Here is a 24,482-nt window from a genome sequence, read left to right as displayed (position 1 = left end):
CATCCTTCGCCCTGTTATAGCAGTGCCGCGGGAACCTTGAATAGCGGGATGCGGGCTCTGCCCTTGGGAACAAGCGGCATAGCGACGAGTTCAGACAGGACTTGAAAGTCACCTGTCAGATTTGGAGCCGCAGATGTCCCGCGAACTGTTCTTTCTGACGACGATCGCGCTGACGGTCCTGACCGGCCTGTCGAGCCTGCCTGCGCGCGCGCAAGGTCATGGCGGCACCCCGCAGGAACAGCAGGCCTGCTCGCGCGATGCTTCGCGGCTGTGCCGAAAAGAGCTCGGCAACGACACGGCGGTACAAGGCTGCTTGCAGGCCAACAGAGCCAAGCTGTCGCGCTCTTGCAAAAAGGTGTTTCAGAGCCACGGCATGTAAGGACCGGAACCATTCCGCTCGAACGGAGAGTGAAGCCATGTTGCGCGACGAACAGCTCTCGATCCTCAGGGACATCAGTCAGTCCGTTGCCTTCGCCGACGATCGGCAAGGCAAGGTGGGACAGCTGATCGCCGACGGTTACGTGATGAAAGATGGCGATTTGTTCGAACTCACAGCAAGAGGTGTCACCGCCGTCGAGGAACACGCCGCAGGGCTTGGCGCGGGCGACGCGGAACAAGCGCGCGTATCCTCCGATCGGTTGATCTGATCGCGCGCGCCGTTTTTGTGCGTGACGTGCACGCAACAATTGCGAATTCCTTTTTGCGTCCCATTGCGGCCGCGTGACAATGGCGCATACTTGGCTCGGGCGGCGCAGCACTTTTCGATTCGCACATCACGAGAGATCGAGCGACCACATGCGGGATTGAGGTCCCGGCGTGAAGGCTGTGACATGCGGCAGATCAAGCCGCGTGCGGCGCCCCAAAAACCAAGTGGCTCAAGCCCACGGAACTCGGGGACGCATTCTGCATGACACGCTATCAGACCATCGCAACTCTCTTCGCCATCGCCACCACCGCCGTCGCATTCCAGACATCGCCCGGCCTCGCCTTCTCGTCCGAAGCGCAACAGATGTGCTCCGGCGATGCCATGCGGCTCTGCTCGAGTGAAATCCCCGACATCCCCAGGATCAGGGCCTGCATGGTTCACAAAAAGGCGCAGGTCAGCCCCGGCTGTCGTGCCGTGATGGACCGCGAGCACGCAGCCGCGACAGGATCGCGCAAACGAGAAGCTGCTGCTCAATAGCGCCGGTTCAATTTCGGTTGGATCGTTGAATGCCCGGTTCACCTCTCCGGAGGGAAAGGTGAACGACAGTCAGGCGCGACCTCAGTCGCCCCACTGCGCGAAGGCGTCGTTGAAGGCGCGCTCGCCGGGAGCACCCTTCTCGATGGCGATGATTGCGCGGCGCTGGTTGGCGTAGACCAGGGGCACGTCGAACCAGGAGCGCTCCTTCAGGAGCTGGACGTTGCGGCTGCGGTCGGCATCGACGTTGGAGAGGCCGACCAGGAAGAAGCCGTCGGTGACCTTGACCGCGAGACCTGCGAGCGGCGTGCCGCGGGCTTGCTCGTTCGACTTCATCAAAATGCCGGGCACGTTGGAGACGCTGCCGCCCGGGAAATCTGGCGGCAGGATGAAGGTCAATTCCGCGGTGTGACTCGCCGGCAGCGACGAGTCGGTGTTGCGGCGGAACGACATCGTCATCTTGAACTTGCGATCGGGGATCTCGATGTCGGCGCGCACGGCGACGTCGGCCTTCTGGTTGCCGGACGCCTTGATCGGCTCGAGCCGCCACACCACCGAGCCGACATATTGCTTGCCCTTGGGATCGGACGGATCCTCGTCATAGAGCACGACCTTCTGCGCCACCGGCGCGACCGGCTGGTCGCTGGCTGAAGGCTGGCCGACGCGATCCGGAATCTTCGGCTTGCTCTGCGGCTGCGACGAATCCCTCGGCGCCTCCACCACCTGCGTCGGCGAAGACTTGAACAGGCCGCTCGCGGTCTGGACCAGCTGCTTGCCCCAGAGGATGCCGGCACCGACCAGGATCAGCACGATGCCGACGGCGATTGCGCTCTTGAACGGAAAAACGGAGCCGGTGCGGGCGCGCTTCTTCTTGGTATTGCGGTCGAGAACCGGGATGTGCGGACGCTGCGATGGCGACTGCGACTGCGGCGCGTAGCGCTCCGCTTCCTCGATCGATTCGTCGTAGGAATAAGGCGCCTCCCCGGCGGCGCGATTTTCCAGGCTCGGCTCGAGTCGGTCGAATTCCGGAGAGGGCGAAGGCACGTTGGCGTAGGTGCGGCGCGCGGCACGGTTGGCCTGCGCGGCGGCGCCGCCGAGATCATTGGCGTCGGCCGTGATGTCACGGAAGCCGCGTACGCCCGGTGCAGGCGGCAACGGCGGCCCGACGTCCGGCTGACGGCGCCCACTGGCGCGATCACGTCCGGCCGGCGGAGGCGGCTCCGGCATCGGCGGCGGTGCCGACGGACCCGACTGGCGCGGCGCGTCGAAACGCGGAGCCCGCGGCGCACGCGGGGCGTCGCCCTGGTCATCGACGTTGAAGGACGGCCGGTCGGCGCGCGGCGGCGGCGGAGCCGGACGGGTGCGCGGCGGGGCAGCGGCTTGGGGCGCGGGCGAGTTGCCCTCGGTGGCGCGGGTGCTGGCGCGGCGGAAGGCATCGCCGCTGCCGCTGCTGCGGGCACCGCCACCGGGGCGCGAGGCCTCGCGGGCACGCTGGGCAGCTTCCGATTCGACCTTGCGGACGGCCTCTTCCAGGGACAGCCGTTCGCGGGTGATCTCGGATTCGGAGAGCGGCGGCTGCACGCTGCGGAGCTGCGCGATCAGCGCCGTGCGCGCCCGCTCGTAGAGCGCGCGACGGCTCTCGCCGGGAGCGTTGGGGTCCAGGGCTGCAATAGCGCGGGCGATCAGCGGATAGTAATCAGCCATTTCAACTCAACTAGCGCACGTCCCGGTAAGATATCGTTAAGCCTCAAACGGATTTTGCACCAGAATAGTATCCTCGCGTTCGGGGCTGGTGGAAAGCAGCGCGACGGGGCACCCCACCAATTCCTCGATCCGGCGGACATATTTGATGGCCTGGGCCGGCAGGTCGGCCCAGGAACGGCCGTTTGCGGTCGGCTCCTTCCAGCCTTCGATGGTCTCGTAGATCGGCTCGACCCGGGCCTGGGCGCCTTCGCCCGCCGGCAGATGGTCGATTTCCTTGCCGTCCAGCATGTAGCCGGTGCAGACGTCGATCGAATCGAAGCCGTCGAGAATGTCGAGTTTCGTCAGCGCCAGACCGGTGATGCCGCAGGTGCGGACAGTCTGCCGGACCAAGACGGCATCGAACCAGCCGCAGCGGCGCTTGCGGCCGGTGTTGACGCCGAATTCCTTGCCGCGGCGACCGATCTCCTCGCCGATCTCGTTGTTGAGTTCGGTCGGGAACGGACCCTGGCCGACGCGCGTCGTGTAGGCTTTGCAGATGCCGAGCACATAGCCGACCGCGCCCGGGCCCATGCCGGTGCCGGTCGCCGCTTGCGCCGCCACCGTGTTGGACGACGTCACATAGGGATAGGTGCCGTGGTCGACGTCGAGCAGCGCGCCCTGCGCACCCTCGAACAGGATGCGTTTGCCCTCGCGCCGCTTGATGTCGAGCAGCCGCCACACCGTCTCGGCATAGGGCAGCAGCTGCGGCGCGAACGCGGTCAATTCGTCCTGGATGGCCTTGCCATCGAACTCCGGCAGATTGAGGCCGCGGCGTAATGCATTGTGGTGAGCAAGCAGCCGGTCGATCTTGTGCGGGAGCGTGTCGAGATCGGCGAGGTCCATCAAGCGGATGGCACGGCGGCCGACCTTGTCTTCGTAAGCCGGCCCGATGCCGCGACGGGTGGTGCCGATCGCGGTCGCGGCGTTGGAGGATTCGCGCAGGGCGTCGAGCTCGCGATGCAACGGCAGGATCAGTGTGACGTTCTCCGCGATGCGCAGGTTGTCCGGGCTGATGGCGACGCCCTGTCCCTTCAGTTTTGCAACTTCGTCGAGGAAAGCCTGCGGATCGAACACCACGCCATTGCCGATGACGGCGAGTTTCGACGGCCGCAGCACGCCGGACGGCAGCAGCGCCAGCTTGTAGGTCTCGCCGTTGATTACCAGCGTATGGCCGGCGTTATGGCCGCCCTGGAAGCGGACCACGATGTCCGCCTGCTCCGACAACCAGTCGACGATCTTGCCCTTTCCCTCGTCGCCCCATTGGGCGCCGACGACGACTACATTGGCCATTCGCGGGTAATCCTTCGAAGATTTCTCTGTAAGCGGCATGATCCAAACGGAAAACCGGTACCCACTTTTCCGGGACCATGCCTGCGCCCAGCCTGATTCCCGACCAGAGGCCGTTCGCACGCGAGGCAGCCCAACCGGATAAAGGAAGCAGCCTCTCTAGGCAAGCAAGAACGGGGCTTTTTCGAGGCCCGAGGCCCATCCCAAGCCTTTGATATCCCCTGAAAATCCAGAAATATTCCGAGGCCGTGCGATAGCTTCGACCAAAGCGTAAGGCGCCGCATCTGCCGCTGCATGGTCGCGATGCATCCGCCCCCCGTTGATGCAGCCTCGATTTCCGTGTCTTTGAGAGGAGCCGGGCCACGCGCCGGCCCGGACAACGCCGGGCCGGAAGGCTTCGGCGCATGACGCGGGGCCATAACAATCACAATGTCCGCCACCGGCCAGACCACAAGCGCGGAAACATCCGGTCACGGCTGGATCGCCAACCAGCCTTACCTGCTGCTCAGCATCACCGCGCTGTGCTGGGCCGGCAATGCCATCGTCGGGCGGCTCGCCGCCGGCCACATCCCGCCGGTCACGCTGTCCTTCCTGCGCTGGTTCTTCGCCTTCCTGCTGGTGCTGCCGTTCGCCTGGAAACATCTGGCGCAGGACTGGCCCGCGATCCGCGGCAAGCTCGGCCTGATGGTCACGCTCTCGATCACGGGCATCGGCGCCTTCAACACTCTGCAATATTGGGCGCTGGAGCATACGCAGGCGCTCAATACTCTCCTGTTGCAATCGGCCGCACCGCTGGTCGTGGCGCTGTGGTCGCTGGCCATCCTCGGTATCAGGCTCACCGCGGCGCAGGCTTTTGGCGTGCTGCTCTCGATGTGCGGCGTGCTGATCATCCTGCTGCATGGCGATTTCACCACGCTGTCGAACATCGATTTCAACAAGGGCGACCTCATCTTCATCGTCGCGCTAATCATCTTCGCGCTGTATTCGGTGCTGACACTGAAGCGGCCGCCGATGCACGGCCTGTCGTTCCTCGCCTTCACTTTCGGCTGCGGTGCGGCCTGTCTCATTCCGCTGGAGATCTGGGAGCTGTCCGCACGTCCCGTGATGAAGCTCGACGGACCAAACCTCCTGACCCTGTTCTATGTCGCGGTGTTCCCCTCGACGCTCGCCTATCTCTGCTTCAACCGTGGTGTCCGCCTGATCGGCGCCAACCGCGCCGCACCGTTCTTCCATGTCGTGCCGGTGTTCGGCTCGATCATGGCGATGGCGTTCCTCGGCGAAAACCCGCGGGCGTTCCACTTCATCGGTTTTGCGCTGGTCCTGGCCGGCGTGTTCGTGGCGTCGCGGAAGCAGACGACATAACTGACGCCCAACGTCAGCCGATCTTGAACTTGCTGTACGCCTCGCTCGTCGCAATGATGACGTGCTCCGCGCAGCCGTTGACGCGATGCGGGTCGGCCTCCGTCTCATAGGCTTCTGACGTCATCATGGCGAGGAAAGCCGCGACGGTGGGATAATAGACCAGCGCCGCGAAATCCCAATCGTTGCCCCGCTGCGCGCCGAGCGCGACCGCCTTGGCGTCGCCGGTCCAGAGCAGCGTGCCGCCGCACGCCTTGATCATGGGCACTGTGACGGCGCTGTAGCGCAAGTAGGCGTCCCAGCCGGATCCGTCGCCGTCGCGCGAACGCTCGTGGAAGCGCATCAGATTCAGCATCACCACCGGGGCATCCTGATCGAGCCGCCCCAGGCCGTCGATGTTCAACATATTAACCGCCAATGCCGCCTCCTCTGGTCATGCCTGCATTGTAGCATTGCGGCGACGTGACTTGTGTCACGACGCAAATCCGGCGCAAGCTTGTATCCAACACCAATGACGATCGCTTCGCCCGCGCCAAAGCCCCCCAATCCGGCCAGTTGGCTCAACAACCAGCCTTATCTGCTGCTCAGCCTGAGCTCACTGTTCTGGGCCGGCAACATCGTGCTCGCGCGCCATGTCGGCGCGCATGTGCCGCCGCTGACGGTGACCACGATCCGCTGGTTCGGCGTGTTCCTGATCCTGTTGCCGTTCGCCTGGCCGCATCTGAAGCGCGATTGGCCGAATTTGCGCAAAAGCCTGCCGCTGATGCTGTTCCTGTCGCTGGTGGGCTTTGCCTTCAACAACGCGATTTCGTACTGGGCGATGCAATACACGGAAGCGCTGAACGCGCTGCTGATCCAGTCGGCCGGACCGCTGTTCGTGGCGCTATGGTCGCTGGTGCTGTTCGGCGTCCGGCTGACGGGTGCGCAGCTCGCCGGCATCGCGATCTCGCTGCTCGGCGTGCTCGTCATCATCCTGCACGGCGATTTCGCGGCGCTCGCAAGCATCAGCTTCAACCGGGGTGACATCATGTTCGCCTCCTCGCTGGTAGCGTTCGGGATCTACTCCGCCTTCATTCCGCGGCGACCGAAGATCCACCAGCTCTCGTTTCTCTCCTTCACCACCTGCTGCGGCGCGACGATGCTGCTGCCGACCGCGATCTGGGAGGCCTGGAGCGGCCATGTCATGCAATTCGACACGGTGACGCTGGCGACGCTGGGTTACATCCTGATCTTTCCCTCGACGCTGGCCTATCTCTTCTTCAACCGCGGCGTGGCGCTGATCGGCCCGAATCGCGCCGCGCCGTTCTTCCATCTGGTGCCGGTGTTCGGCTCAGCGATGGCGATCCTGCTGCTCGGCGAAAAACTCCAGCCTTTCCATTTGATCGGCTACCTGCTGGTGCTCGCCGGCGTCGTGATCGCCTCGCGCCAGGGCTCTGCGGTGAAGTAATTCCGCGGTGCGGAGACAAGGCGACAAACTCGCGCCTTCCGATTTCAACGAGGAGACGCTAGGTTCCCCGCCAACGAAAAAAGAGGGAACGACCAGACATGCTTTCAGCGTTGATCCGAAACCTGCGTGCCGTCGGCATCGCCGCTCTTTGTCTCGCCGCCGCAGCCGCTGCGCAGGCCGACAATTATCCGAGCCGCAACATCACGCTGGTGCTGCCGTTTGCGGCCGGCAGCGGCACCGACACCACGACGCGGCTGATCTCGCAGCATTTGTCGCAGGCGCTCGGCGTCGGCATCGTCATCGAGAACAAGGCGGGCGCCAACGGCATGATCGCCGCGACCTATGTCGCGCGCGCCGCCCCCGACGGCTACACGCTGCTGGTGACCACCAACACCACGCATTCGGCCAATCCCTATCTGCTCAAAAGCCTGACCTACGATCCGGTCAAGGACTTCACCCCGATCGCGCGCACCGGCGACCTGCCCTTCATGCTGGTGATCCACCCGGAGGTGCCGGCCAAGACCGTCGGCGAGCTGGTCGCCTACGGCAAGGCCAATCCCGGCAAGCTGAGCTACGCCTCGGGCTCGTCCTCGGCGATCGTGTCAGGCGCGACCTTTGCGCACAATGCCGGGCTCGACCTCCTGCACGTGCCCTACAAGAGCTCGCCGCCGGCGCTCAACGACGTCATGGGCGGCCGCGTCTCGATGATGTTCGTGGATATCCTGACTGGCCTGCCCCACGTCCAGGGCAACGCGCTACGAGCGCTCGCTGTCACGACCAAGGACCGCTCATCGCTGGTGCCGACCCTGCCCTCGATGCAGGAGGCCGGCGTGCCGGACTTCGACATCTCGTCGTGGCAGGGCTATTTCGGTCCCGCCGGTCTGCCCAAGGACATCGTGACGCGGCTCAACGCCGAGATCCGGAAGATCGTCGAGAAGCCGGAGATCAAGGCCCAGCTCGCCACCCTCGGCATGGACGCATTTTCGGGCACGCCGGAGCAGCTTGGCACGTTCGTGAACGAACAGCTGGTGTTGTGGGAGAAGCTGATCCGGGAAGCGGGGATCGAGAAGCAGTAGGACGGTCTCGTGTCCCGGACACGGCGCTGCGCGAAGCGGTGCGACGCAGAGCCGGGACCCAGAATGCGACAGGCATGGGCCCCGGCTCTGCAACGCACCGCTGAAGAAGCGCTGCGCTGCGTCCGGGGCACGAGAATCTGTCTTACGCTGCGCGCACCTTGGCCAGGAAGCCGTCGACGGCGCTGCGCAGTGCGCCGGACTGGTTATCCAGCTCGCGGGCATTGGTGAGCACGTCGGTGGCTGCCGTACCGGTCGCTTCCGCGGCTGAGGTGACGCCGCCAATATGGGTGTTGATCTCGCTCGAGCCGGCCGCGACCGACTGGATGTTGCGGGCGATCTCGCGGGTGGCCTCGCCCTGCTGCTCGATCGACGCGGAAATGCCCGCGGTGATCTCGCTCATCTCGGCGATGGTCTGAGTGATACCGCCGATGGCTGCGACCGCATCGCTGGTCGAGGTCTGCATCGCCGCGACCTGGGCGGAGATTTCCTCGGTCGCCTTGGCGGTCTGGTTGGCAAGCGCCTTAACCTCGGAGGCGACGACGGCGAAGCCGCGACCGGATTCACCGGCACGGGCCGCCTCGATGGTGGCGTTGAGAGCGAGCAAATTGGTCTGCGCGGCGATCGAGTGGATCAGCTTGACCACCTCGCCGATCTTCTCGGCGCCGGTGGAGAGCCCCTGCACCGTGGCGTTGGTGCGCTCGGCGTCGTTGACGGCGCGGCTCGCCACCTCGGTCGAGCGCGTCACCTGGCGGGAGATTTCCGCAACCGAGCTCGACAGCTCTTCCGCGGCCGCAGCAACCGTGCCGACATTGCCCGACGCTCTCTGTGAGGCCGCGCCGACAGTCGCCGCACGCGTAGAGGCGTCGCTGGCGGTCGCGGTCATCGACTGCGCCGTGGCTTGCATGCCTGTCGCGGCCGAGGAGACCGAGCGGACGATGCCGTTGACGCTGCGTTCGAAGTCGCTGGCAATGCCCTCCATCGTACTGCGACGTTCCGCCGCGGAGCGATCCTTGGCATCCGCTTCGGTCCTTTCCAGACCGCGAATGCGAACGGCGTTGTCCTTGAATATCTGGACGGTCGAAGCCATCGCGCCGACCTCATCGCTGCGGCCGACACCGGGGATGTCGCCCTCGAGCTTGCCGTCGGCGAGATCCTTCATGCGGGTACCGAGCAGCGCGAGCGGACGGCTGATGCTGCGGCCGATCAGCCAGGCAACGCTGCCGGCGACGATCATGATGCCGAGCATGGCGAAGCCAAGCAGCCAGTAGACCGGGCCCATCTTGGCGTCGATATCGTCGAGATAGGCGCCCGTGCCGATGAACATGTCGAGACCGGGGACTGCCATCGCATAGCCGATCTTGCGGATCAGCGTGTCCTGACCGGGCTTCACATATTCATAATACAGCATCGTGTCGCCGTTGGCCTTCACGCCTGCCATCAATTCGCGGTTCAGCTTGCGGCCGTTGGTTTCGACGTCCATGCGATCGATACCGATCTGCTTGGGATCGGGCGCGAGCTGCGTGATGCCATCATAGGAGGTGCCGAACAGATAACCGGCGCCCTTGTCGTAGGTCATCGCGTTGCCATAGCGCCGAAGCTCCGTCATCGCGGCGTCCTTCGTCAGCTCGCCGGCGTCGATGCGCTTCTTCAGCGTAATCGCATAGTTGCGACCCATCTCGACGATGGCCTTGGCCTGGTCGATGCGCGCATTCACCATCTCGCGCTTCATCAGATAGCCGGCAAGAACCCCGGAAATACACAGGCCAAACAAGGTGACGCCGACAAGAATGCCGAGCTTGGGGGCGATCTTCAGATTGCTCAATTTCACGGGAGGCTCCGGCAACAAAGGGATAAGGACGCGCGAGTGAGTCGGTCGAAATTAAATCAAGTTTTAGTGGGGACCCCTTAGCAACCTGTTACGGGACGCCCCGTAGAAGCCCGGAGAAGGCGTCGAACCGGTCGTATAAATCACCTCAACGACAACTGGGAATTGTACGCGACCTGCCCGATTTCGCGTAAAAGGCGCGAAGGCCCGCGCGAAGGCCGGGTCCCAACAAGAAACCAAATCGGGAGCAGGACATGCCGAAATACAGGGTGGTGACGCCGAAGGGCGCGAGCTTCACCGTCGCGAGCAGCGATTATTCCTACGAGCGCGAGGCGCTCGATCCGATCGATGCCGAGATCGTCGAAGCTCCTGCCGACGAGGCCGGGTTCATCGCCGCCGCGAAGACCGCCGACGCCATCTACGCCAAGGGCATCCCGATCACCAAGACCATCATCGACGCGCTGGAGACCTGCAAGGTCATCACGCTCGGCTCCGTCGGCGTCGACAGCGTCGACATCAAGGCCGCGACGGCGCGCGGCATTCCCGTCACCAACATCCCCGACACCTTCATCGAGGAGGTCGCCGACCATGCCATGATGCTGCTGCTCGCCGGCTTCCGCCGGCTGGTCGAGCAGGACCGGATGGTGCGCAGCGGCCGCTGGGCCGAGGGCCGGCCGGCGCTGTCGAAGATTCCGCGGCTGATGGGCCAGACGCTCGGCTTCGTCTCGTTCGGCCGCGTCGCGCGTACGGTTGCGAAGCGCGCGGCGCCGTTCGGCCTGCGTATGATAGCCTACGATCCGTTCATCCAGGAAACGCTGATGTCCGACCACGGCGTGATCCCGGCAACGCTGAACGAGGTGTTGTCACAATCCGATTTCGTCTCGATGCACGCCCCCGCCCGGCCGGAGGTGCACCACATGCTCACCGAGAAGCACTTCCGGCAGATGAAGAAGGGCTCGATCTTCATCAACACCGGCCGCGGCGCCACCGTGGACGAGGAGAGCCTGATCAAGGCGCTCCAGGAGGGCTGGATCGCCCATGCCGGCCTCGACGTGCTGGAGAAGGAACCGCCCTCGCACAACAATCCGCTGCTCGGCATGGAGAACGTGACCCTGACCGCCCATGTCGCCTCGGCCTCGGCACGGTTCGACGAGGCGCGCAAGCGCCGGGTGGGCTACGAATTGTCACTGGTGCTTCAGGGCATGTGGCCGGTAAGCTGCGTCAATCCGTCGGTGCTGCAAGACACCGCGCTCCGCCGCTGGCAGCCTGTCAGCATGGACCGCGGTCCGAACAGCTAGGCGGCCGGCCGCCAGGCGCGCCGGAAACCGAAAAGACCCTTCACCGGCGATCAACGCCGGGAAGGGAAACATATAGGGAGAAATCGATGAGGAACGACATCACACGTCGTGATGCCTTGGCGCTGGGCCTGTCCGCTGCCGCGATCGCCGCAACCGGTGCTCCGGCGAACGCCCAATCCGCGATCAAGGCCGCCGACGTCCCCGCACCGAAACTGCCGATCGAGAAAGGCGCAACCCTGCGCATGCTGCGACCGGTACGCTTCGTCCAGGCCGACGAAGACGTGTTCCGCGCCAATGCGGCAAAATTCACCAAGGAGACGGGTGTCGAGGTCAAGGTCGATTTCGTCGGCTGGGAAGACATCAACCAGCAGACTGCGGTGACCTCGAATTCCGGCGCCGGTCCCGACATCATCATCGGCTTCTCCGACGCACCGCACATCTATGTCGACAAGCTGGTCGAGCTGACCGACGTCGCCGACTATCTCGGCAAGCGCTACGGCGGCTGGCTGCCGCTAGCGCAGCGCTACGGCAAGAAGAACAAGAGCCCCACCTGGATCGGGCTGCCGTTTGGCGCCACCGCGGGGCCCCTGATCTACCGCAAATCGATCCTGCAATCGGTGGGCTTCGACAAGGTGCCGGAAGACCATGCCGGGATCCTCGACCTGTGCCGGAAGCTCCAGAAGGCCGGCAAGCCGGCAGGCTTCGCGCTCGGCAATGCCAAGGGCGACGGCAACGGCTTCGCGAGCTGGGCGCTGTGGTCGCACAACGCGGCCCTGCTCGACGAAGAGGGCAACGTGGTCATCAACAGCAAGGAGACGATCGCCGCACTGAACTGGGTCAAGCAGCTCTACCCGACCTTCATCGCCGGCACGACGTCATGGAACGACGTCAGCAACAACCGCGCCTACGCCGCGCAGGAGATCGCGCTGACCGCCAACGGCGTCTCGCTGTATTTCTCGCTGAAGAACGATCCCGCGACCAAGGCGATCGCCGACGACAGCGAGCATCAGTTGCTGCCAAAGGGCTTGGCCAAGGTCTCTCCGATGGCGGGCCTGACCCTGAACGCCATGGTGTTCAAGCACAGCCAGTACCCCAACGCCGCAAAGGCCTTCCTGCAATACATGCTGGAAAAGGACCAGTACGAGCCTTGGCTCAACGCCAACTCCGGCTACTGGTCCCAGCCGCTCGCCGCCTATGGCGAGGCCAGCGTGTGGGCGCAGGATCCCAAGGTGAAGCTGTTCAAGGACACAATGAACAGCACCTATTATGACGGCTACGCGGGCCCGATCTCGACGGCGACCGGTGCCGTCAGCGCCGACTACGTGCTGATTCAGATGTTCGCGTCCGTTGCGACCGGCGCTGCCACGCCGGAAGCCGCGGCCGCGGAAGCCGAGCAGCGCAGCAAGCGGTACTTCCGCCGCCAGAAATAACGCCCGACGATAAAGCGACCGTCATTGCGAGAGCGAAGCGACTAAGCAATCCAGACTGTAACTGCGCAGACAGACTGGATTGCTTCGCTTCGCTCGCAATGACGGATGTGGTGACAGCCTAGAACAGGACGCCTGACCGATGTCCGTGACCACCCTCTCCTCCCCCGTACTCGCACAGCGGCAGCCATCCTGGCTGGTACGCCTGTTCGACTACAAGCCGTTCCTGATCGTGATGTGCCTCGCACCCGCGATCGGGCTGCTCGCGGTGTTCCTGACATATCCGCTGGGCCTCGGCATCTGGCTCGCCTTCACCGACACAACGATCGGCAGAAAAGGCGTCTACGTCGGCCTGGAGAACTTCCAGTATCTGCTCACCGATTCCCTGTGGTGGAACGCGGTGTTCTACAGCGTGGTGTACACGGCGATCGCGACGTTCGGGAAGTTCGCGCTCGGCTTCTGGCTCGCGCTGCTGCTCAACAACCATTTTCCGCTCAAGAGCCTGTTGCGTGCGATCATCCTGATGCCCTGGATCGTGCCGACGGTGCTCTCGGCGCTGGCGTTCTGGTGGATCTACGATCCGCAGTTCTCGATCATCTCCTACCTCCTGGTCGACGTGCTGCATTGGCGCACGACCAATATCGACTTCCTCGGCTCGCCCTGGCCGGCGCGATTCTCGTTGATCGCCGCCAACATCTGGCGCGGCATCCCCTTCGTCGCGATCTCGCTGCTGGCGGGCCTGCAGACCATCTCGCCCTCGCTCTACGAAGCGGCGATGCTCGATGGCGCCACCGCCTGGCAGCGCTTCCGCTATATCACCTTCCCGATGATGATGCCGATCCTCGCCATCGTCATGACTTTCTCCATCATCTTCACCTTCACCGACTTCCAGCTCGTCTATGCCATCACCCGTGGCGGCCCCGGCAACTCGACCCATTTGCTGGCAACGCTGGCCTTCCAGCGCGGCATTGCCGGCGGCGAACTCGGTGAAGGTGCGGCGATCGCGGTGTCGATGATCCCGTTCCTGGTGTTCGCGACGCTGTTCTCATATTTCGGCCTGGCGCGCCGCAAATGGCAGCAGGGAGAGAACAATGACTGATATTGTCGCTCAACCGGCCACCGCCGACGCGAAGGCCGCGCCCGACACCATGGCCTGGGATTCCGGGCTGCGGCGGCTGATGATGATCTACCTGCCGCTCGGCTGCTTCGTGCTGATCCTGCTGTTTCCGTTCTACTGGATGGCGATCACGTCGTTCAAGCCGAACGCCGAACTGATGAACTACAAGGAGCACAATCCGTTCTGGATCTCCTCGCCGACGCTTGCCCATATCAAGCATCTCTTGTTCGACACCGCCTATCCACGCTGGCTGTGGACGACAATGCTGGTCGCGATCGGCTCGACCACGCTGTCGCTGATCGCGAGCACGCTTGCCGCCTATGCAATCGAACGCCTGCGCTTCCGCGGCAGCGCCTATGTCGGTCTCGGCATCTATCTCGCCTATCTCGTGCCGCCGTCGATCCTGTTCATTCCTCTCGCAACCGTGGTCGTGCAGTTCGGCCTGTTCGACAGCCCGCTTGCCCTGATCCTGGTCTATCCGACCTTTCTGGTGCCGTTCTGCACCTGGCTGCTGATCGGCTATTTCAAGTCGATCCCCTACGAGCTCGAGGAATGCGCGCTGGTGGACGGCGCCACGCGGCTGCAGATCCTGCGCCGGATCACGCTGCCACTGGCGGTACCCGGCCTGATCTCGGCCGGCATCTTCTCCTTCACGCTGTCCTGGAACGAGTTCATCTACGCGCTCGCCTTCATCCAGAGCGGCGCCAACAAGACCGTGCCGGTCGCGATCCTGACCGAACTCGTCACCGGCGACGTCTACCAGTGGGGGGCGTTGATGGCGGGATCGCTGCTCGGCTCGCTGCCGGTCGCGATCTTCTACTCGCTGTTCGTGGATTATTACATGTCGTCACTGACCGGCGCGGTGAAGGAGTAACCGCGGCGGCGGCGTTGGGCCCGGTTTCACAAAACTGCAACACGCGATCTGCATAAGACGGCATCCGCTAACAGGAGACGCATAACAATCTGCCGTTCTCGTCCAGCCGCGATCCCAACAAGGCCGACGACGACGAGTTCATGCTGCTCGACGTCGCGGATTTCCTGAAGGCGAAGCAGGGCTCGGCTCTCTCGAAACCGAACCGGCTGGACGTGACCTGTCGATGCGCGCGGCGCCGCCAGTGGCCGGACTCTAGCCAGCCGGCACGATCACCATGCTCTTGTCCTTTGGCCAGCGGATGCGCCAGACGAAGTTGATGTCCTTGACCTCGGCGGGTTTGGCGTCGAACGACCATTCCAGCACGCCGCGGCGGTCGCGGATATTGCTTGCGGTCGGCGGCGTGGTCGCCGGCAGCATCTCCACCACGATGTCCTCGTTCTCGCTGACCGGCAGCTGATCCTCGATCGCAACCCTGATCGGGAAGTCGTGGCCGTTGCGGACGGTGGTTTTGAATGCGCGCTCGTCGGTCTTCGACGTTGTCACCAGGAGACCGGCCGAACCTTCGTTGCGCTTGAGCACGGCGCGCTCGACCTTGATCTTGTCGTCGGCGCCGAAGCCGAGCCGCACGATGTCGTCTTTGGCGGAGGCCGAGAGCTTGCCGCGGCCGACGAAGACGCCGTCGCGATAGATCGCGACCTTGCCCGGCAGCAGTGTCGCGTCATCAGTCTGCTTGAAGCTCGCTTCGAGGAAGGCGGTCGGGTCCATCACCGGTGCCGCGCGCACCATGAGATCGGCGGGCACGTTCATCGAAGCGACGCGCAGGCTCTTGGCGCCCTCGGCGGCGCCGAGGCTGACGCGGCCGGGAATCCTGAAGGTGGCCTGGAAATCGCCGATTTCGGCAACGGCCTGCTGTTCTTCGGCGCGTTCCGCAAGATCTTCCCTGGATCTGCCAGCGTAGGCGGGGGCTTCCACCTTTCGCTGCATCGGTGCCGCCGCAGGCATTGCCGTATCGGAGACTGAACCCAACGCGCGCGGCTTCGGCACTTGCAAATACTGCGCGACCAGCGAGTTCAGCTCCGGCGCGCTGCCGCCACGACCGAGGCGAACCGTGGAGACGCCAAGCGTCACGTTCGACCAATCCTCGCCGGTCGATTGCGTGACCTCGGCGCGGCGGACCAGTTCGAGTTGCGGCTTGCGGTCCTTGGCGCCGGTATCGAGCCGGGCGTCGTAGAGCGGCAGCCAGCGCGCGTTGCGCACGGCATAGGTCACACGCAGCGTTGCCTTGGTCGCGGCCGCCGAGGCGACGTCAATGCGCACCTCGAGCTTGCTCGGCGGTTTGGCCGAGCGCTCGGCTTCGAGTTGCGCGATCTGGCGATCGATCTCGCGCTGTTTCCGCGTGGCATCTCGGATCGCGGTGTCGGCGGTCGCGATCTCCTCACCGACCGCGCCAAACGCCGCCCGCCATTCGGTGATCGGGCGCGCTTCGCCCTTTTCACCGAGCCCGGCGGGGGACGCTTCGGCAAACCGCTGCGCGAATTTGCGCCGCGCAACCGCCGCATCGATTGCTCCTTGCAAATCGGAGCGCTCGTCCTTGAGCGTTTCGATGCGCTTGTCGAGTTCGGACAGGTTGACCGGCGGCGCCGCACGCGGCGGCCGCGCATCGATCGTGCCGATGGTGAGTTTTGCGCCCGCCTCGCCTTCGACGCGGAGGGAGGACGGATCGAGCGAGAGCGGAAAATCCTTGGCGACCAGCGTGCTGTCGCCGGAGGCAACGTCCAGCGCGATGATACGGGTGACGGTGGCGCCATCGGGATAGACGGTGACGGTGTCGATCGCCGATGTGGCGTCGACGTCTGCGGCCCATGACGGCAACGCGGCCGCACTGGTCACCAGCACCAGACTCGTCGTCGCCAGATATTTTGCGATGATGCGCATAAATTTCCTCCCTGCCGATATCGCCGCGCCGCAGCCGGACGCGCGAAAAGATGCCGCGCCATGTGATGAGACGCGGCAGGGAAGGAACTGGTTCGATTGGGGTTTCCGTGGGGCGCGGCCGCGGCGGCACCAAGGCCGCGGAACGTGCCGTCCCGCGGCGAAGCTTTTGACTTGAGACTTTAGACTTGGGTGGGCGAACCCTGGCCGAAGATGCGGCGGAGCAGATCGGTGACGTTCTTGGCTCCGGCCTTTTTCAGGATGCCGGCGCGATAGCCCTCGACCGTCCGTGCGCTCAAATGCATGCGTCGGGCGATCTCCTTGTTGGTGAGGCCGGCGGCGAGATGTTCGAGCACGTCGCCTTCACGGCCGGCCAGGGGTTCGCAGCCGGGCAGCCAGCGCTGTCGGTGAGAGCCGGGCTGTGCGAATTCGTCGATGGCGGCATCGATCCGGTCGACGATATCGTGGGTGCGGAACGGTTTTTCGATAAAATCGGCCGCGCCGCTCTTGATGGCGTCAACCGCCATGGCGATGCTGCCATTAGCCGCAGTCACCAGCACCGGCGCCATGCAGTTTTCCTCACGCAGGCGCTTGAGCACGTCCAGGCCGGAGCGATCGGGTGGCATTTCCAGCAGCACGCAAGCCGGCATCCGCGCCTTGGCTTCCGACAGCAGAGACGCACCGTCGGCGAAGCAGATCACGTCATAGGCGCTGTGTTGGAGCGCGGTGGAAAGTTGTTCTCGGGAGGCGGCGTCGGTGTCGATGACGAATACCTCACCCTTGGAAAGCATGTTTCCCGGCATGATCCCGATCCAATAATGTCTTGCTCAAATGATCCGAGACGACCGAGGGCCTCATAGCGCCCCGCGTCGTGAGCACGGCATCCGCGCCAGTGCTTCGGTTTCACTTATGTATGTTCCACCCTGTTTCCGGATTTGACGGATCGGGACAGAAACTTTACATTTCGGGACATCTGCGGGAATGGCTGACTGGAACGGGTCGCATGACCGACCTCATTCGCAGCGCAGGCTTGAGCTATTACCCGGAGGTCGCCCGGTCGGTCGGGCTCGACCCCAAACAGATGATGCGCAAGGTCAGGCTGCCGCTGGCCTGCCTCGAAAAGCCCGACACGCCCATTGCCGTCACCGGTCTCCGCCGCCTGCTCGAATTGTCGGCAGAAGCTTCCGGGGCCGAAGATTTCGGCTTGCGGCTCGCCGAGCGCGGCGGGCTGACCAATTTCGGCGCGGTCGGCCTGATCGTGCGCGAACAGGCGACCGTCGGCGAGGCCATCGAAGCCTTCTCCCGCTTCATCCCCATCCATCACGACGGCATGAAGCTCGACGTCACCCGCAACAAGCAGACCGTGACCGTCACGCTGCATCTGCGCGGCCGGCAACCGACCGCGCCGCGCCAGTCGATCGACATGGCGCTCGGCAGCGTTCACCGCATCGTCCAGTCATTGTTCGGAAGCGATTGGCGGCCGCAGGAAGTGCACCTGCATTATCCGCCACCGCGCGACCGCAAACGCTACCGCGAGTTCTACGGCTGCCGTGTGACTTTCAATGCAGAGGACGATTCGATCCTGTTGTCGGCACACGATATGGAGCGCCGGATCCCGAGCGCGCATCCGCTGATCGCGAGCTATCTGCGCAAGCGGATCGAGGCGATCGAAACGCGGCCGGCAAGCTGGGAGGAAAAGGTCGACGAGGTCGTGCGTCTCCTGCTCGCCAGCGGCGACTGCACGGTCGAGCGCGTGGCCGAGCACCTCGCCTGCACCCGCCGCACCATCCACCGCCACCTTGCCGAAGCCGGCACCAGTTTCTCGGCCATTCACGACGCGCAGCGCGCCGATCTCGCGGTCCAGCTGATCGACGACCCCGGCCGGCCGCTGGCTGACATCGCCGCGCAACTCGGCTTCTCCGCGCAAAGCGCGATGGCGCGCTGGTTCCGCGACCACTTCGGCTGCACCATCACCGCGTGGCGCAAGGGCGTGCGGCCACCGGCGGCGGCCGCAGCCTGAATTTCAAGGCCGATCACATCGTCCGCACGAACATGCGAAAGCCCGGCGCGCCGATGATCGCCTCGAAGGCGGGATCGCGCTTCTCTTCCGCAAAGACAAATCCGGCCTTGGCGTAGGCGCGCTCGGCGGCCTCGTTGCCGATCAGGAACGAAATTGTCGCCCGGGCAAATCCAGCCGCACGGCCCTTCTCCAGCGCATGCGCGATCAACGCCTGCACCAGGCCGCGGCCGCGATAGGCGGGATCGGTCGCGACATACTCGATCATCCAATCGCCCTCGCCGCCCTGAACCCAGCAGGCGTGCGTGTAGGCGCCGCGTTGGCGGATGGCGTCCAGGTCCGAAGCGGGGAGCCCGGTCGCAGCACCGACCTCCTCGATCGCACGCCACGCCGCGGGTCCCGTGCCTGCCGCAGGCACGGCGCAGAGCGCGGCGCCCGGCCGCCCGTCGATCTCGGCGACCAGAAATTGCGACACGTGCCACATCGACACCGCGCGGGCGGTTGCGACGCGGGCGATGAAATCGCGGCACTGTGTTTCAGGCCAGCCGAGCGCAACGTCGAACCAGCCGCGCGGCCGGTAGCCGCGCTGCGATGACAGGATGGTTTGTGCGATAAAATCGGCGTCTTCAGGACGCGCAGACCTTATCGTCATGCGCGCCCCCTTTTGCCAAGATCTTACGTGTTCTTCAGCGCGACGCGGAATTCGGCTTCGGTCTTGGCCTTGACCTCGTCGAGCGAGACGCCGTCGGCGAGCTCGATCAACGCCATGCCGCCGTTGCCATGCTTGTCGATGGTGAAGACGGCCAGGTCAGTCACCACCATGTCGACCACGCGCTCGCCGGTCAGCGGCAGATTACACTGCTTCAGAAGCTTCGAGCCGTCCTTGGCCGAATGCTCCATCACCACGACGACGCGCTTGACGCCGGCGACGAGATCCATCGCGCCGCCCATGCCCTTGACCATCTTGCCGGGGATCATCCAGTTGGCGAGATCGCCGTTCTGGGCCACCTGCATTGCGCCGAGGATCGACAGGTCCATGTGGCCGCCGCGGATCATGCCGAAAGAGTCAGCGCTCGAGAAATACGAGGTCGAGGGCAGCTCGCTCACGGTCTGCTTGCCGGCGTTGATGAGATCGGCGTCCTCTTCGCCCTCGTACGGGAACGGTCCCATGCCGAGCATGCCGTTCTCGCTCTGCAGGCTGACATCGACGCCATCAGGGATGTAGTTCGAGACCAGCGTCGGGATGCCGATGCCGAGATTGACGTAATAGCCGTCACGCAATTCCTTCGCGGCGCGCGCAGCCATCTGTTCACGGGTCCAGGCCATGTGTATCTCCTGATACGCTTAAGCGGCGGTGCGCGGGCGGGTGTTGCGGAATTCGATGCGCTTCTTGGCCGTTCCGACCTCGACGATGCGCTTTACGAAAAGACCGGGCGTGTGGATGTGGTCGGGATTGAGTTCGCCGGCCGGAACCAGATGCTCGACCTCGGCCACCGTGACTTTGGCGGCGGTTGCCATCATCGGGTTAAAGTTGCGCGCGGTTTTGCGGTAGATGAGGTTGCCGGCGGTGTCGCCCTTCCAGGCGTGGACGATGGCGAGGTCGGCGAACAAGCCGCGCTCCATCAGGTACTTCTGTCCGTCGAATTCCTTCACTTCCTTGCCCTCGGCGATCAGCGTGCCGACGCCGGTTTTGGTGTAGAAGGCCGGAATGCCGGCGCCGCCCGCGCGGATGCGCTCGGCCAGCGTGCCCTGCGGGTTGAATTCGAGTTCCAGCTCACCAGCGAGGAATTGCTGGGCGAACAGCTTGTTCTCGCCGACATAGGACGAGATCATCTTCTTGATCTGCCTGGTTTCGAGCAGGCGGCTAAGCCCGATGCCGTCGACGCCAGCATTGTTGGAGACGACCGTCAGGTCCTTGACGCCGGACTCGCGGATCGCGTCCGACAGCGTCTCGGCAATGCCGCAGAGGCCGAAGCCGCCCGACATGATCATCATGCCGTCTTTCAGAACGCCCTCGAGAGCCGACCTGGCGTCGGGATAGACCTTGTTCATGCAAATAACCTTCGAGTGAACCTTCGGCTTGCAGGCGTCGCGCCTTATTGGCGGCGATTATTAGGCGAAATCGTCCGAAGCCGTCAATGATACGGGGTTCTCCGCCCGGTAGCCTGGTGGTAGAAGCTGCCCACGCCGTGGGCAAAACCGTCCGTGGCCTTGAAAGCGACAAGAAAACCCATCAAGTTGCGGGGGTCGGGTGTGGGCACGCAGGTTTACCGGCCCGCCCTTCTGGCTCCAACGACCAACCCGATCAGGACATGCCATTGACCATGGCCCAAGGAATAAAGCGCCTCGGGACGCCGATCGCGGCGCTGCTCGGCGGCGCGCTGATCGCCCTGATCGCGACTTCCTGGCTCATCAACCGCGACGCGCTGCGCAAGGCGGTGGAAGCGCAGATCCGCGTTGTCACCGGGCTCGAGCTCAGCGTCAACGGCGCGATCGACATTTCGGTGCTGCCGGCGAGCTACATCTCCTTCCATGACGTCGGCCTGAAGGGCGGCGGCACCAGCGATCCCGCGCTCCATGTCGACGTGCTCACCGCGAACCTGCGGCTGCTGCCGCTGCTGCTGCAACGGTTCGAGATCGCCGACCTGACGCTGCTGCGGCCGCGCATCCATGTCAGCCTGAAGCCGGACGGCGAAAGCAACTGGACGCCCTTCATCCAGACCATCGCGCGCACCATGAAGCCCGGCGCCGAGAATCAGGTGTCGTTCTCCGAAATCCGGATCCAGGACGGCGTGCTCAATTACGAGAACGCTGCCACGCACGGCACCGAGAAGTTCGAGGACATCGACCTGTCGCTGGCGTGGCCCTCGATCTCGCGCTCCTTCGCCGCGACCGGACAATTCGACTGGCGCGGCGAGCGCGTCGACGGCTCGATCAGCTTCGCCGATTTCGTCGCCGCCCTTTCCGGCGACCGTTCGGGGTTGAAGGCGCGGATCGCGAGCGCCCCGCTCAAGCTCGCCTTCGACGGCAGCGTCGCCAACCGCACCAGCCCGATGATGGAGGGCACGCTCACCATCGACAGCCCGTCCTTGCGCAACGCGCTGCGCTGGAGCGGCCAGCCGCAGCCTGCCAGCGGCGGCTTCGGCCGCTTCGCGCTGAAGGCGCGCGCCAATGTCGTCGGCGCCTCGATCGCGCTCACCAACGTCAATATCGAGCTCGACGGCAACAGCGCCGAGGGCGTAATGACCTACGCCAATAACGGCCGGCAGACGCTGCAGGCGACGCTCGCCGCCGACGCGCTCGACTTCACACCTTATATCTCGACCTTCCGCCTGCTCGCGAGCGGCGCGCGCGACTGGAACAGGCAGCTGTTCGATCTCAACGCCCTGTCGACCACCGACCTCGACATGCGCCTGTCGGCAGCCAAGCTGACGGTCGGCGCGTCGAAACTCGGCCGCACCGCGATCGGCGCGAATTTGCGCAATGGCACGCTGGCGCTCTCGGTCGGCGAGGCCCAGGTCTATGGCGGTATCGCCAAGGGCTCGTTCGGCATCGCGCGCTCCGACACCGTCGCCGACATCAAGGCGCAATTCCAGTTCACCGACGTCGACCTCCAGGCCTGCGCCTCCGAGCTGTTCGGTCTCAACAAGCTGTCCGGCCGCGGCAACATCAACGTCTCGCTCCTCGCTTCCGGCTCGAGCCCGTTCGGCCTCGTGCAGTCGCTCGACGGCAGCGCCACCGTGATCGGACATGACGGCGCGATCTCGGGCTTCAATGCCGAGCAGCTCCTGAAGCGGCTGGAGCGGCGGCCGCTGTCCGGCGGCGGCAATTTCCGCAACGGCACTACCCCTTACGACAATCTCACCATCGCGGTGAAGTTCTCCGACGGCGTCGCCACCGCCGAGGACATCCGCGTCGAAGGACCTGCGGCGAAGATCACGATGACCGGCACCGCCTCGGTGCCGACGCGTGAATATGACATGAAGGGCGTGGCCAGCCTCAACAGCGCGTCGGGCTTCGAATTGCCCTTCGTGGTGCAGGGCCCCTGGGACGATCCCCTGATCTTCCCCGATCCGGAAAGCCTGATCCGTCGCTCGCCGGCTTCAGCGCCGCTGCTCGACATGCTCAAGGACCGCAAGCCGGGCGACGCGGTGCGCTCCGCGATCGAGCGCATCACCGGCAGCGGAAAACGTCCCGCACCGGCCGAATCGCCGACGGCGGAGAACGCCAAGCAAGGCGCGAAGTCCAACTAGGAACAGCGATCAAGCGGCACCAGCCGATCGGCGCGAATTGATCAGGGCGAATTGATGCGGCGATTGGATTGATGCGCACATTAAGCATCTTCTCTCGCCCGACACCCACGACCTATGTCTGACAAGATGCCGCTAGATCGGCTGACGGCCATGGGCTAGTGTTTTATACGACCGGTTAAAAACACCGGCCGTTTGAGGGAGATAAACGTGAAATCCAAGGTTATTGGCGCAGTATCATTGGCGGTCGCTGCGGCCGGGCTGCTTGCAGCCGCTGCACCCGCATTTGCGCAGCAGAAGACGATTACGGTCTGGTGGGGCAAGGGCTTCTACCGTTCCGAAGACGACGCGCTGCTCGAAACGATCAAGAAGTTCGAAGCCAAGACTGGCATCAAGGTCGAATTGTCGCAGTACGCGATCCAGGACATGATTCCGAAGACGGTCGCCGCGCTCGATGCCGGCACCGTGCCCGATGTCGCCTATTCCGATTCCTATGACGTGCAGGCGCAGGGCAAGTGGGCCTATGAGGGCAAGCTCGAGGACCTCACGGACGTGATGGAGCCGATCAAGGGCCGGTTCGTGCAGAACACGCTGGATGCGTCGATCCTCTATAACGACGTCACCAAGAAGAAAGCCTATTACGGCTTCCCGCTGAAGCAGCAGAGCATGCATGTCGAGATCTGGAACGACATGCTGGAGAAGGCCGGCTTCAAGCTCGCCGACATCCCGACCGACTGGGCAGGTTACTGGACGTTCTGGTGCGACAAGGTGCAACCGGGGATCCGTAAAGCCACCGGCCAGCGCATCTATGGCGTCGGCCAGCCGATGGGCGTGGAATCCACCGATGCCTTTCAGTCGTTCTACACCTTCATGGACGCCTACCACGTCAAGCTGGTCGACGACGACGGCAAGCTCACGGTCGACGATCCCAAGGTTCGCGAGAACCTGATCAAGGCGCTTAAGGACTACACCGACACCTACATCAAAGGTTGCACGCCGCCGTCCTCCACGACCTGGAAGGATCCGGACAACAACGTCGCCTTCCACAACAAGACCATCGTGATGACCCACAACTTCACGATCTCGATCGCGGCGAAATGGTACGAAGATTCCCAGAACCAGGCTCTCACGCAGGACCAGCGCGACGCCGGCAAGAAGGCTTACGAGCAGGACATCGTGACGGCGTCCTTCCCCAAGGCACCGGATGGTTCAACCATTCGCTACCGCTCCGACGTCAAGACCGGGCTGGTCTTCACCGCGGCCAAGAACAAGGCCGAGGCCAAGCAGTTCATCAGCTTCCTGCTCCAGGAAGAGAACGTTCGCCCCTATATCGAGGGCGCGCTCGGCCGCTGGTTCCCGGTGACGAAGGAAAGCCAGGCCAGCCCGTTCTGGCAGGCCGACAAGCACCGCAAGGCGGTCTATGCCCAGTTCACGGGCGGCACCGCGCCGTTCGACTTCACCAAGAACTGGAAGTTCACGATTCTGAACAACGAGAACGTCTGGGCCAAGGCTATGAACCGGGTGGTCAGCGAGAAGGTGCCGGTCGACAAGGCCGTCGACGAGCTGATCGTCCGCATCAAGCAGGTCGCGGGTTAATTCATCCCACCCCTCTCCCCGCTCTGCGTGGGAAGGTATAAGAATAACACCGGC

22 protein-coding genes are annotated in these 24,482 nt (G+C 64.2%); 13 read left to right on the top strand and 9 right to left on the bottom strand.

The window, feature by feature from the left end; translation table 11 throughout:
- Positions 1–133 precede the first annotated feature (133 nt).
- From IVA74_RS11780 to IVA74_RS11770, 3 genes are all read left to right on the top strand, one after another.
- The gene (locus IVA74_RS11780; RefSeq protein ID WP_247343234.1) at positions 134–379 is read left to right on the top strand and encodes a hypothetical protein; all 246 of its coding nucleotides are present in this window, start codon (positions 134–136) and stop codon (positions 377–379) included.
- Positions 380–416: 37 nt separating this feature from the next.
- Positions 417–647: a hypothetical protein gene (locus IVA74_RS11775; protein ID WP_247343232.1), complete on the top strand. Its 231-nt coding sequence runs from the start codon at positions 417–419 to the stop codon at positions 645–647.
- A gap of 260 nt (positions 648–907) precedes the next feature.
- Positions 908–1,183: a hypothetical protein gene (locus IVA74_RS11770; RefSeq protein ID WP_247343230.1), complete on the top strand. Its 276-nt coding sequence runs from the start codon at positions 908–910 to the stop codon at positions 1,181–1,183.
- A gap of 81 nt (positions 1,184–1,264) precedes the next feature.
- On the opposite strand, the gene IVA74_RS11765 is transcribed toward IVA74_RS11770, so the two are convergent.
- Positions 1,265–2,884 carry a hypothetical protein gene (locus tag IVA74_RS11765; RefSeq protein WP_247343228.1) on the bottom strand — a complete coding sequence of 540 codons (1,620 nt, stop codon included), beginning with the start codon at positions 2,882–2,884 and terminating at the stop codon, positions 1,265–1,267.
- A gap of 36 nt (positions 2,885–2,920) precedes the next feature.
- A complete protein-coding gene (locus tag IVA74_RS11760; RefSeq protein ID WP_247343225.1) occupies positions 2,921–4,213 on the bottom strand; it encodes an adenylosuccinate synthase in 1,293 nt (430 codons plus the stop codon).
- 426 nt (positions 4,214–4,639) lie between these two features.
- Between IVA74_RS11760 and IVA74_RS11755 the strand changes: the two genes are divergently transcribed.
- The gene (locus tag IVA74_RS11755) at positions 4,640–5,572 is read left to right on the top strand and encodes a DMT family transporter (RefSeq protein WP_247343223.1); all 933 of its coding nucleotides are present in this window, start codon (positions 4,640–4,642) and stop codon (positions 5,570–5,572) included.
- 13 nt (positions 5,573–5,585) lie between these two features.
- Here the strand turns inward: IVA74_RS11755 and IVA74_RS11750 are convergent, their stop codons facing one another.
- Positions 5,586–5,987, bottom strand: a complete 402-nt coding sequence (locus IVA74_RS11750) for a DUF1330 domain-containing protein (RefSeq protein WP_247343220.1) — start codon at positions 5,985–5,987, stop codon at positions 5,586–5,588.
- 93 nt (positions 5,988–6,080) lie between these two features.
- Between IVA74_RS11750 and IVA74_RS11745 the strand changes: the two genes are divergently transcribed.
- Positions 6,081–7,016, top strand: a complete 936-nt coding sequence (locus IVA74_RS11745; protein WP_247343218.1) for a DMT family transporter — start codon at positions 6,081–6,083, stop codon at positions 7,014–7,016.
- Positions 7,017–7,114: 98 nt separating this feature from the next.
- Positions 7,115–8,092, top strand: a complete 978-nt coding sequence (locus IVA74_RS11740; RefSeq protein WP_247343215.1) for a tripartite tricarboxylate transporter substrate binding protein — start codon at positions 7,115–7,117, stop codon at positions 8,090–8,092.
- A gap of 142 nt (positions 8,093–8,234) precedes the next feature.
- Here the strand turns inward: IVA74_RS11740 and IVA74_RS11735 are convergent, their stop codons facing one another.
- On the bottom strand, positions 8,235–9,920 hold the full coding sequence (locus IVA74_RS11735; protein ID WP_247343211.1) for a methyl-accepting chemotaxis protein: 1,686 nt from the start codon (positions 9,918–9,920) through the stop codon (positions 8,235–8,237).
- 251 nt (positions 9,921–10,171) lie between these two features.
- On the opposite strand from IVA74_RS11735, the gene IVA74_RS11730 reads away from it, so the two are divergent.
- The 4 genes from IVA74_RS11730 (at position 10,172) to IVA74_RS11715 (ending at position 14,633) form a co-directional block, all read left to right on the top strand.
- Entirely contained in the window at positions 10,172–11,215 is a 1,044-nt protein-coding gene (locus IVA74_RS11730) for a C-terminal binding protein (RefSeq protein ID WP_247343208.1), read from the top strand.
- Between the two features lie 86 nt (positions 11,216–11,301).
- Positions 11,302–12,645, top strand: a complete 1,344-nt coding sequence (locus IVA74_RS11725) for an extracellular solute-binding protein (RefSeq protein ID WP_247343205.1) — start codon at positions 11,302–11,304, stop codon at positions 12,643–12,645.
- 139 nt (positions 12,646–12,784) lie between these two features.
- Positions 12,785–13,741 carry a sugar ABC transporter permease gene (locus IVA74_RS11720; RefSeq protein ID WP_247343201.1) on the top strand — a complete coding sequence of 319 codons (957 nt, stop codon included), beginning with the start codon at positions 12,785–12,787 and terminating at the stop codon, positions 13,739–13,741.
- A gap of 49 nt (positions 13,742–13,790) precedes the next feature.
- Positions 13,791–14,633 carry a carbohydrate ABC transporter permease gene (locus IVA74_RS11715; protein WP_247343330.1) on the top strand — a complete coding sequence of 281 codons (843 nt, stop codon included), beginning with the start codon at positions 13,791–13,793 and terminating at the stop codon, positions 14,631–14,633.
- A 252-nt stretch (positions 14,634–14,885) separates the two neighbouring features.
- On the opposite strand, the gene IVA74_RS11710 is transcribed toward IVA74_RS11715, so the two are convergent.
- A complete protein-coding gene (locus IVA74_RS11710; protein ID WP_247343199.1) occupies positions 14,886–16,568 on the bottom strand; it encodes a mucoidy inhibitor MuiA family protein in 1,683 nt (560 codons plus the stop codon).
- 179 nt (positions 16,569–16,747) lie between these two features.
- On the bottom strand, positions 16,748–17,368 hold the full coding sequence (locus IVA74_RS11705) for a response regulator (protein ID WP_247343196.1): 621 nt from the start codon (positions 17,366–17,368) through the stop codon (positions 16,748–16,750).
- Between the two features lie 200 nt (positions 17,369–17,568).
- On the opposite strand from IVA74_RS11705, the gene IVA74_RS11700 reads away from it, so the two are divergent.
- Complete coding sequence (locus tag IVA74_RS11700) at positions 17,569–18,585, top strand: AraC family transcriptional regulator (protein ID WP_247343194.1); 1,017 nt, start codon at positions 17,569–17,571, stop codon at positions 18,583–18,585.
- A gap of 13 nt (positions 18,586–18,598) precedes the next feature.
- Here IVA74_RS11700 and IVA74_RS11695 read toward each other — a convergent pair whose 3' ends face one another.
- Genes IVA74_RS11695 through IVA74_RS11685 form a run of 3 tightly spaced genes read right to left on the bottom strand, consistent with a single transcriptional unit; the run spans position 18,599 to position 20,634 of the window.
- Positions 18,599–19,234 carry a GNAT family N-acetyltransferase gene (locus IVA74_RS11695; protein WP_247343191.1) on the bottom strand — a complete coding sequence of 212 codons (636 nt, stop codon included), beginning with the start codon at positions 19,232–19,234 and terminating at the stop codon, positions 18,599–18,601.
- A 23-nt stretch (positions 19,235–19,257) separates the two neighbouring features.
- Entirely contained in the window at positions 19,258–19,908 is a 651-nt protein-coding gene (locus tag IVA74_RS11690; RefSeq protein ID WP_247343187.1) for a CoA transferase subunit B, read from the bottom strand.
- Positions 19,909–19,926: 18 nt separating this feature from the next.
- The gene (locus IVA74_RS11685) at positions 19,927–20,634 is read right to left on the bottom strand and encodes a CoA transferase subunit A (protein ID WP_247343184.1); all 708 of its coding nucleotides are present in this window, start codon (positions 20,632–20,634) and stop codon (positions 19,927–19,929) included.
- Positions 20,635–20,906: 272 nt separating this feature from the next.
- Between IVA74_RS11685 and IVA74_RS11680 the strand changes: the two genes are divergently transcribed.
- Together IVA74_RS11680 and IVA74_RS11675 are read left to right on the top strand one after the other, a co-directional pair.
- On the top strand, positions 20,907–22,835 hold the full coding sequence (locus IVA74_RS11680; protein WP_247343181.1) for an AsmA family protein: 1,929 nt from the start codon (positions 20,907–20,909) through the stop codon (positions 22,833–22,835).
- Positions 22,836–23,042: 207 nt separating this feature from the next.
- Positions 23,043–24,428, top strand: a complete 1,386-nt coding sequence (locus IVA74_RS11675; RefSeq protein ID WP_247343179.1) for an ABC transporter substrate-binding protein — start codon at positions 23,043–23,045, stop codon at positions 24,426–24,428.
- The last annotated feature ends 54 nt before the right edge of the window (positions 24,429–24,482 follow it).

This window comes from Bradyrhizobium sp. 132 (assembly GCF_023074185.1).
Classification (GTDB): Bacteria; Pseudomonadota; Alphaproteobacteria; order Rhizobiales; family Xanthobacteraceae; genus Bradyrhizobium.
This window is presented reverse-complemented; position numbering and strand designations above follow the sequence as displayed.

What these genes read in the sequence shown, in the direction of transcription:
- IVA74_RS11780 (WP_247343234.1), top strand. Translation starts at nt 134, where the DNA reads ATGTCCCGCGAACTGTTCTTTCTGACGACGATCGCGCTGACGGTCCTG.
- IVA74_RS11775 (WP_247343232.1), top strand. Translation starts at nt 417, where the DNA reads ATGTTGCGCGACGAACAGCTCTCGATCCTCAGGGACATCAGTCAGTCC.
- IVA74_RS11770 (WP_247343230.1), top strand. Translation starts at nt 908, where the DNA reads ATGACACGCTATCAGACCATCGCAACTCTCTTCGCCATCGCCACCACC.
- IVA74_RS11765 (WP_247343228.1), bottom strand. Translation starts at nt 2,884, where the DNA reads ATGGCTGATTACTATCCGCTGATCGCCCGCGCTATTGCAGCCCTGGAC.
- IVA74_RS11760 (WP_247343225.1), bottom strand. Translation starts at nt 4,213, where the DNA reads ATGGCCAATGTAGTCGTCGTCGGCGCCCAATGGGGCGACGAGGGAAAG.
- IVA74_RS11755 (WP_247343223.1), top strand. Translation starts at nt 4,640, where the DNA reads ATGTCCGCCACCGGCCAGACCACAAGCGCGGAAACATCCGGTCACGGC.
- IVA74_RS11745 (WP_247343218.1), top strand. Translation starts at nt 6,081, where the DNA reads ATGACGATCGCTTCGCCCGCGCCAAAGCCCCCCAATCCGGCCAGTTGG.
- IVA74_RS11740 (WP_247343215.1), top strand. Translation starts at nt 7,115, where the DNA reads ATGCTTTCAGCGTTGATCCGAAACCTGCGTGCCGTCGGCATCGCCGCT.
- IVA74_RS11730 (WP_247343208.1), top strand. Translation starts at nt 10,172, where the DNA reads ATGCCGAAATACAGGGTGGTGACGCCGAAGGGCGCGAGCTTCACCGTC.
- IVA74_RS11725 (WP_247343205.1), top strand. Translation starts at nt 11,302, where the DNA reads ATGAGGAACGACATCACACGTCGTGATGCCTTGGCGCTGGGCCTGTCC.
- IVA74_RS11720 (WP_247343201.1), top strand. Translation starts at nt 12,785, where the DNA reads ATGTCCGTGACCACCCTCTCCTCCCCCGTACTCGCACAGCGGCAGCCA.
- IVA74_RS11715 (WP_247343330.1), top strand. Translation starts at nt 13,791, where the DNA reads ATGGCCTGGGATTCCGGGCTGCGGCGGCTGATGATGATCTACCTGCCG.
- IVA74_RS11710 (WP_247343199.1), bottom strand. Translation starts at nt 16,568, where the DNA reads ATGCGCATCATCGCAAAATATCTGGCGACGACGAGTCTGGTGCTGGTG.
- IVA74_RS11705 (WP_247343196.1), bottom strand. Translation starts at nt 17,368, where the DNA reads ATGCCGGGAAACATGCTTTCCAAGGGTGAGGTATTCGTCATCGACACC.
- IVA74_RS11700 (WP_247343194.1), top strand. Translation starts at nt 17,569, where the DNA reads ATGACCGACCTCATTCGCAGCGCAGGCTTGAGCTATTACCCGGAGGTC.
- IVA74_RS11695 (WP_247343191.1), bottom strand. Translation starts at nt 19,234, where the DNA reads ATGACGATAAGGTCTGCGCGTCCTGAAGACGCCGATTTTATCGCACAA.
- IVA74_RS11690 (WP_247343187.1), bottom strand. Translation starts at nt 19,908, where the DNA reads ATGGCCTGGACCCGTGAACAGATGGCTGCGCGCGCCGCGAAGGAATTG.
- IVA74_RS11685 (WP_247343184.1), bottom strand. Translation starts at nt 20,634, where the DNA reads ATGAACAAGGTCTATCCCGACGCCAGGTCGGCTCTCGAGGGCGTTCTG.
- IVA74_RS11680 (WP_247343181.1), top strand. Translation starts at nt 20,907, where the DNA reads ATGGCCCAAGGAATAAAGCGCCTCGGGACGCCGATCGCGGCGCTGCTC.